6 protein-coding genes and 1 tRNA gene are annotated in these 6,479 nt (G+C 75.8%); 4 read left to right on the forward strand and 3 right to left on the reverse strand.

The features are described 5' to 3' along the window. Window positions 1-17: 17 nt before the first annotated feature. Together ACZDWJ_RS02700 and ACZDWJ_RS02705 are read right to left on the reverse strand one after the other, a co-directional pair. The gene (locus ACZDWJ_RS02700) at window positions 18-968 is read right to left on the reverse strand and encodes a pirin family protein (RefSeq protein ID WP_463519371.1); all 951 of its coding nucleotides are present in this window, start codon (window positions 966-968) and stop codon (window positions 18-20) included. A 15-nt stretch (window positions 969-983) separates the two neighbouring features. Next, window positions 984-3,125 carry an ATP-binding protein gene (locus tag ACZDWJ_RS02705; protein WP_463519372.1) on the reverse strand — a complete coding sequence of 714 codons (2,142 nt, stop codon included), beginning with the start codon at window positions 3,123-3,125 and terminating at the stop codon, window positions 984-986. Between the two features lie 135 nt (window positions 3,126-3,260). Here ACZDWJ_RS02705 and ACZDWJ_RS02710 point away from each other — a divergent pair, with 135 nt between their 5' ends. The 4 genes from ACZDWJ_RS02710 (at window position 3,261) to ACZDWJ_RS02725 (ending at window position 6,132) form a co-directional block, all read left to right on the forward strand. Then, complete coding sequence (locus ACZDWJ_RS02710) at window positions 3,261-4,841, forward strand: phytoene desaturase family protein (protein ID WP_463519373.1); 1,581 nt, start codon at window positions 3,261-3,263, stop codon at window positions 4,839-4,841. A gap of 89 nt (window positions 4,842-4,930) precedes the next feature. After that, window positions 4,931-5,006 (forward strand) — tRNA-Lys (locus ACZDWJ_RS02715). Between the two features lie 82 nt (window positions 5,007-5,088). Continuing rightward, window positions 5,089-5,739, forward strand: a complete 651-nt coding sequence (locus ACZDWJ_RS02720; protein WP_463519374.1) for a hypothetical protein — start codon at window positions 5,089-5,091, stop codon at window positions 5,737-5,739. A 210-nt stretch (window positions 5,740-5,949) separates the two neighbouring features. Next, a complete protein-coding gene (locus ACZDWJ_RS02725; RefSeq protein ID WP_463519375.1) occupies window positions 5,950-6,132 on the forward strand; it encodes a hypothetical protein in 183 nt (60 codons plus the stop codon). Window positions 6,133-6,170: 38 nt separating this feature from the next. Here ACZDWJ_RS02725 and ACZDWJ_RS02730 read toward each other — a convergent pair. Beyond that, the coding region (locus ACZDWJ_RS02730) for an ATPase, T2SS/T4P/T4SS family (protein ID WP_463519376.1) at window positions 6,171-6,479 on the reverse strand (309 nt) is incomplete at its 5' end.

Consider the following 6,479-nt stretch of genomic DNA (forward strand, 5'->3'; position numbering starts at 1 on the left):
GAGCGGCGCGGGTCGGATCAGTCGGCGGTCGGGTGTCCGAAGCGCCCGCGCTGGTAGTCCTGGTAGGCCTCGAGCACCTCGTCGCGGGAGTTCATCACGAACGGCCCCGCCCAGGCGATCGGCTCACGCAGGGGCCGTCCGCCGATGACGACGACGTCCAGCGCCGGGTGCCGGCTCTCCTGGGTGCCGTCGGCGGCGATGGTCAGGTAGTCGCCGGCGCCGAGCACGGCCGCCTGGCCGGTGCCGATCGGCCGTCCGTCGACGCCCACGCTGCCGCGTCCGTTGAGCACGTAGACCAGGGCGTTGAAGTCGACGTCCCAGGGCAGCTCGAGGCGGGCGCCGGGCTGGATCGTGGCGTGCACGAAGGTCATCGGGGTGTGCGTGGAGCCCGGGCCGGCGTGGCCGTCGACGCTGCCGGCGATGACGCGCACGAGCGCGCCGGCGTCGTCGCTGGCCAGCAGCGCGACCTGGCCGCCGCGGATGTCCTGGTAGGCGGGGGTCGTGCGCTTGGCCGCGCGCGGCAGGTTGACCCACAGCTGCAGGCCGTGGAAGAGGCCGCCGGACTGCACGAGCCACTCCGGCGGGGTCTCGATGTGCAGCAGCCCGCTGCCGGCGGTCATCCACTGGGTGTCGCCGTCGGTGATCGAGCCGCCGCCGCCGTGGGAGTCGCGGTGGTCGAAGACGCCGTCGATGATGTAGGTGACGGTCTCGAAGCCGCGGTGGGGGTGCCAGGGGGTGCCCTTGGGCTCGCCGGGCGCGTACTCCACCTCGCCCATCTGGTCCATCATGATGAACGGGTCGAGGTCGCGCAGGTCGAGCCCGGCGAAGGCCCGGCGCACCGGGAACCCCTCCCCCTCGTAGCCCTGGGGCGCGGTGCTGATCTGGCGCACCGGACGCGGCTGGTCGCCGAGGCCGGGGGTGCGCAGGCGGGCCAAGGTGGTCAGGTCGTCGACGGTGATCGCGGGCATCGGGGCCTCCGGGCGTCAGGGAGCGGGTGGGGTCGCCGGACTCAACACTGGTTGAAAGTTGAATGTTCCCGCGGGCGCGGCCACCTCTCCCGGAAGCACCACCTCCACCGTCGTGCCGTGCCCGAGGCGGGAGCGGACGTCGATGCGGCCGCCGTGGTCGCGCACGACCGCATGCGCGATCGCCAGCCCCAGACCGCTGCCCGGGATGGCCTGGCGCTGGGCCACCGAGGAGCGGAAGAACCGCGTGAAGAGCAGCGCGACCTCGTCGGCGGGGATGCCGATGCCGGTGTCGCTCACCCGCAGGCGCACCTCGCCGGGCGGGTGGTCCCGAGCATCCCCGGCGGCGCCGGCGGCGCCTGCGGGGTCGAGCGGCTCGAGGACGACGTCGACCCGCCCGCCGGCCGGGGTGAACTTCACCGCGTTGCCGACCAGGTTCACCACGACGCGCTCGAGCTGATCGGGGCAGCCGGTGGTCGTCAGCGGAGCCTCGGGCAGCCTCACGCGGAGGTCGAGGCCCTGCACCCGCGCCGCGGGCTCGACGACCTCGCACCCGGCCCGGACGACCGCCGCCAGGTCCACCGGACCGCTCGCCGGCAGGCAGCCCTGCTCCTGGATGCGCGAGAGCACCAGCAGGTCGTCGACGAGGGTCAGCAGGCGGCGGCTGTTGGACGCGATGCGGGCGACGGCGTCCTGCGCCGAGGCGCCCAGCTCGCCGAACGCGCCGTCCTCGAGCAGCTCGAGGTAGCCCAGGATGCTGGTGACCGGCGTCCGCAGCTCGTGGCTGGCGCTGGCGACGAAGGAGTCCTTGACCGCGTCGACCTCCCGCATGCGCTCCAGCGCCTCCTCGAGGGCCTCGCGGGTGCGCACGCGGTCGGTGACGTCCTCGGAGGTGCTCAGGTGACCCACGACCTCGCCGTCCGCCCCGAGCACGCGCCCCAGCGTCATCGAGTGCATGCGCTCCTCGCCGTCGCTGCGCACGAAGGCGACCTCGTGACCGGCATGCTCCGGCCTCATCAGGCGGGTGGCGACGACGGCGAAGTCCGGCTCGACGCCCAGCCCCGCCGCCAGCCGCTCGATCTCGTCCGGCGAGTGGAGCATCCGCGACGGACGCCCCATCACCTCCTGCGCGGCGTACCCGAGCAGGCGCTCGGCGCCGGGGTTGAACAGGTCGATGCGACCGAGCGGGTCGCTGCCGATGATCGCGACGCCGTGGGTGCTGCGCACGATCGCGTCGAGCCGGTCGCGCTCGGCCCGAGCGGCCCGGACGGCGTCGACGTGCTCGCCGACGCGGATGACCATCGGCACCACGAGCAGCGCGCACGAGGCGGCGAAGGCGGCCAGCAGGAGGCTGCGTCCGTCGGCGCCTGCGAGCACGCCGTCCATCGGGGCGAGGGAGGCGAACGGACCGTGCCCTCGGGCGGTGGCGAGCGCGGCGACGGCGAGCAGCGCCACGGTCTGCAGCAGCGCCATCCGCGGACGCATCCGCAGCGCCGCCCAGCCCAGCACCGGCAGCGCGAGGAACGGCAGGGCCGGACCCGTGCCCCGCGGCAGGAGCACGACGAGCGTCACGGCGACGAGCAGCGCGGCCTGGGCCACCAGCTCGACGCGTCCGCCGAGGTCGCCGTGCTCGGGCAGCCGCGCGCACAGCGGCGGCCACACCAGGAGCGAGGCCGCCTGGGTGGCGCCGAGCAGGAGCGCGACGCCGACGGGATCCCCGAAGCCGGTGAGCGCGGAGGTGAGGGCGCCGACGGCCGCACCGACGAGCGCGCCGAGGCCCGCGGCCGCGCACAGGCGGACGAGGTCGGCGTCCGAGCGGAGCCGCCAGCGGCGACGCAGGCCGTCGGTGAGCACCAGCGCCCCGACGAGCGCCGCGAGGCTCGCGCCCAGGCCGTAGCCGAGCGCGACCCCGGCCGGTCGCACAGGCAGCAGCGAGACGACCGCGAGGACGCCGAGCAGCAGCGCCGCGGGCGCGAGGCGCCGCGGCCGGGTGCCCACGAGCACGAGGGCGCTGGCGGCCAGCCCCACCGGCCACACCCCGGCGCCACGGCCGTCGGCCGGGGCGGCGAGGGCGTTGAGCGGCACGCTGAGGGCGCACGCCAGCACCAGCGCGGCCGCGATGCGCGACGACGCTCCTCCCGTGCCCGTGATGCGTCCCATGACGAGACGGTCCCTCTCCCCCCGAAGCAGGCTCGCCCGCAGTGTCCCATCGCCGGACGCCCCTCGTCCGCCGATCGCGGGACTCCGCCCGCGGGCCGTCCGCCGTCGCGGTCCGCGGATGGCTACGGTGGCCCGATGAGCACCGCTCCGAGCCGCCCGCACTACGACGTCGTCATCGTCGGCGGCGGGCACAACGGCCTCGTCGCCGCCGCCTACCTCGCCCGCGCGCAGCTCTCGGTGCTGCTGCTGGAGCGGCTGCCGCACACCGGCGGCGCCGCGGTGTCCGCGCGCGCCTTCACCGGCCACGACGTCCGCCTCTCGCGCTACTCCTACCTCGTCTCGCTGCTGCCGCAGCGGCTGGCCGCCGAGCTCGACCTCGACCTGCGGCTGGCCTCGCGCACGACCGCGTCCTACACGCCGGTGCGCCGCGACGGCGTCGACACCGGACTGCTCGTCGAGCGCCCCGAGGGCCGCGCCACCCGCGACTCCTTCCGCGCGGTCACCGGCGGCGACGCCGACCACGCGGCCTGGACCCGCTTCTACGCCGAGGTCGGCGAGCTCGCGGAGGTCGTGGCGCCCACGCTCATGGACCCCCTCCCCCGCGAGTCCGACCTCAAGGCGCTCGTCGAGGACCGTGCGCCCGGGCTGTGGGCCGAGATCGTCGAGCGTCCGCTGGGCGAGGCCGTCGAGCGCCGGTTCGCCGACGACACCGTGCGCGGGGTCGTCGCCACCGACGCGCTCATCGGCACCTTCGCCTCCCTGCACGACCCCTCGCTCATCCAGAACCGCTGCTTCCTCTACCACCTGATCGGCGAGGGCACCGGAGAGTGGCGGGTGCCGATCGGCGGCATGGGCGCGGTCACCGAGGCCCTCGACCGCTCGGCGCGCGCGGCCGGCGCCGAGATCCTCACCGGCGCCGGCGTCAGCGCCATCCACGCCAACGCCGAGCGCAGCGAGGTGGTCTGGGACGCCGCCGACGGACGCCACTCGGTCACCGCCTCGCAGGTGCTCAGCGGCGTCGCGCCATGGGTGCTCGACATCCTGCTCGGCGGCGAGGAGGACCCGGCGACCAAGCCGGTGGGCTCGCAGCTGAAGATCAACATGCTCCTCGAGCGGCTGCCGCGCCTGCGCTCGGGCGTCGACGCCGCCGTGGCCTTCGCCGGCACCCTCCACCTCGAGGAGGACTACACCGCGCTCGAGCGCGCCCACACCGACGCCGCCGCCGGGCGCCTGCCCGACCCGATGCCCGGCGAGGTCTACTGCCACTCCCTGACCGACCCCTCGATCCTCGGCGCGGACACCGGCCGGCACACCCTCACCTACTTCGGCCTGCACACCCCCGCGACCCTCTTCGACGCCGACCCCGGCGCGAAGGAGCGCGCCGTCGCGCTGGCCCTGGCCTCCCTCGACCGGCACCTCGTCGAGCCGATCGCCGACTGCCTGGCCCGCGACGCCGACGGCCGGCCGTGCCTGGAGGCCAAGATCCCGCAGGACGTCGAGGCCGACCTCGCCCTGCCCGGCGGCCACATCTTCCACGGCGACCTCGAGTGGCCCTGGGCCTCCGGACGCGCCCGGCTCGACACCCCGGCCGAGCAGTGGGGCGTCGGCACCGGCGTCCCCGGGGTGCTGCTGTGCGGCTCCGGGGCGCGACGCGGGGGCGCGGTCTCGGGCCTCGGCGGCCACAACGCCGCCCGCGCGGTGCTCGACCAGCGCTGAGGCGCCCCGGGGCCTGCCGGGGCCACCGGGGGACGGCGTCGATTTCTCCGGCCCGCAGCCCGCTGGTAACGTTCTCCTCGCTTCACCGGGCGCCATTAGCTCAATTGGCAGAGCAGCTGACTCTTAATCAGCGGGTTCGGGGTTCGAGTCCCTGATGGCGTACCACCACCGAAGGCCCTCGTCGATCACGACGGGGGCCTTCGCCGTTCCCGGGTCGGCTCCGTCCGCGGTGGTCCATGCTGGCGACGTGCCCGATCTCGTGACGCCTGAGGCGCGTGACGCCGTCGACCTCGCGCTCGCGCCGGGGCTGGACGCCGCGCTCGCCTCGACGCTGCTGCCGCGCCTGCGGCACGAGCTCGACGCCGGGCGCCGCACCCTCGTCGGCCTGGTCTCGGCGCTGGCCGGGGTCGGCGCCGGCCTCCTGCTCGGGCTCGCGCCGGCACTGCTCGCGCTCGGCGACCTCGGGGCCGGCGGGGCGGCGGCCGCCGTCGTCCTGCTGGTGCTCGGGCTCGCGCTGGCGGTCGTCGCGGTGGGCGGCGGGCTGGCCGCGTGGCGCGACGGGCGTCGCGTGCTGCGGGCCTTCCGGGCCTGCTGCGCCACCACGCGCCACGGCACGTCGCCCTCCACCCTGCTGGCCCACGCCTTCGACGCACGCTCGCTGATCCGGTCTGCCCTCGCGGCGCTGGGCCTCCTGGGAGGCGCCTTCGGCCTGGTGGTCCTCGGCCTCTCCGCGCTCGGCGCGCCGGAGTCCGCCGATCCGCCCGTGACCGGGATCGTCCTCGGGCTGGCGATCACGCTGAGCGTGGGCGTGCCGGGGGTGATCGTGGTGGCCGGTCAGCTGCAGGCGTCCTGGGCGCACGGTCGTGCCGCGGCGGGCTCGGCCGCCTCCCGGCGCTGACCGACGCCGACCGGCGCTGGTCCACCGGTCCAGACCGCCGACGGACCGACGGCCCGAACCTCTCAGACAGCGGCCGCATGGCCCGATCGGGTCATCTGCGACGACGGTCGGCCGGACCTGGTCCTCCGTCGTTGTGAGGCAGCCGCGCAGCCCGCATGCTCCTCAGAGAGACACCGCCCGCGACCGCGGGCCGAGCACCGAGGAGTCGAGATGGGCATCCCCGCCGTCCAGGACCAGCCGCAGGGCCGGACCGAGGCCGCGGCCGTCGTGCTCGTCGAGATCGCCCGCTCCGAGCGTGCGCTCCGCGACCTCCTGCACCGGGCCGAGCGCCTGCACAGCAGCAACCTCGCCCACGCCGCGTCGTCCTGCCTGCTCTGCTTCGAGCAGGCCTGAGCCCGGCTCCGGGGCCCGTCGGCTGATCGGCTCCGGCGCTAGCCGACCGGCCGGCCGACCAGCCGCACGACCAGGCGCTCGCCGCCCGTCGACGGCGTCGTCGCGACGTGCGCGATGCTCTGCTCGTCGTCCTGCTCCTGCTCTGGGCCCGTGAGGCGCAGTCGCACCAGTGCGTCCTGAGGGGCGGTGCGCACGACCACGTCGAGCCCGGCCGCCCGCTTGAGCGCGGCCGCGAGCGCCGGCTCGATGGCCACCGGCAGGTCGAGCGCGTCGGCCAGCGCACCGTCGGTGCGCAGCCGCAGTCGCACCCGGTCGCCCACGGGCTCGATGACCACGGCGTCGACGCC

The sequence above is a fragment of the Nocardioides sp. B129/18 genome, from assembly GCF_055282735.1.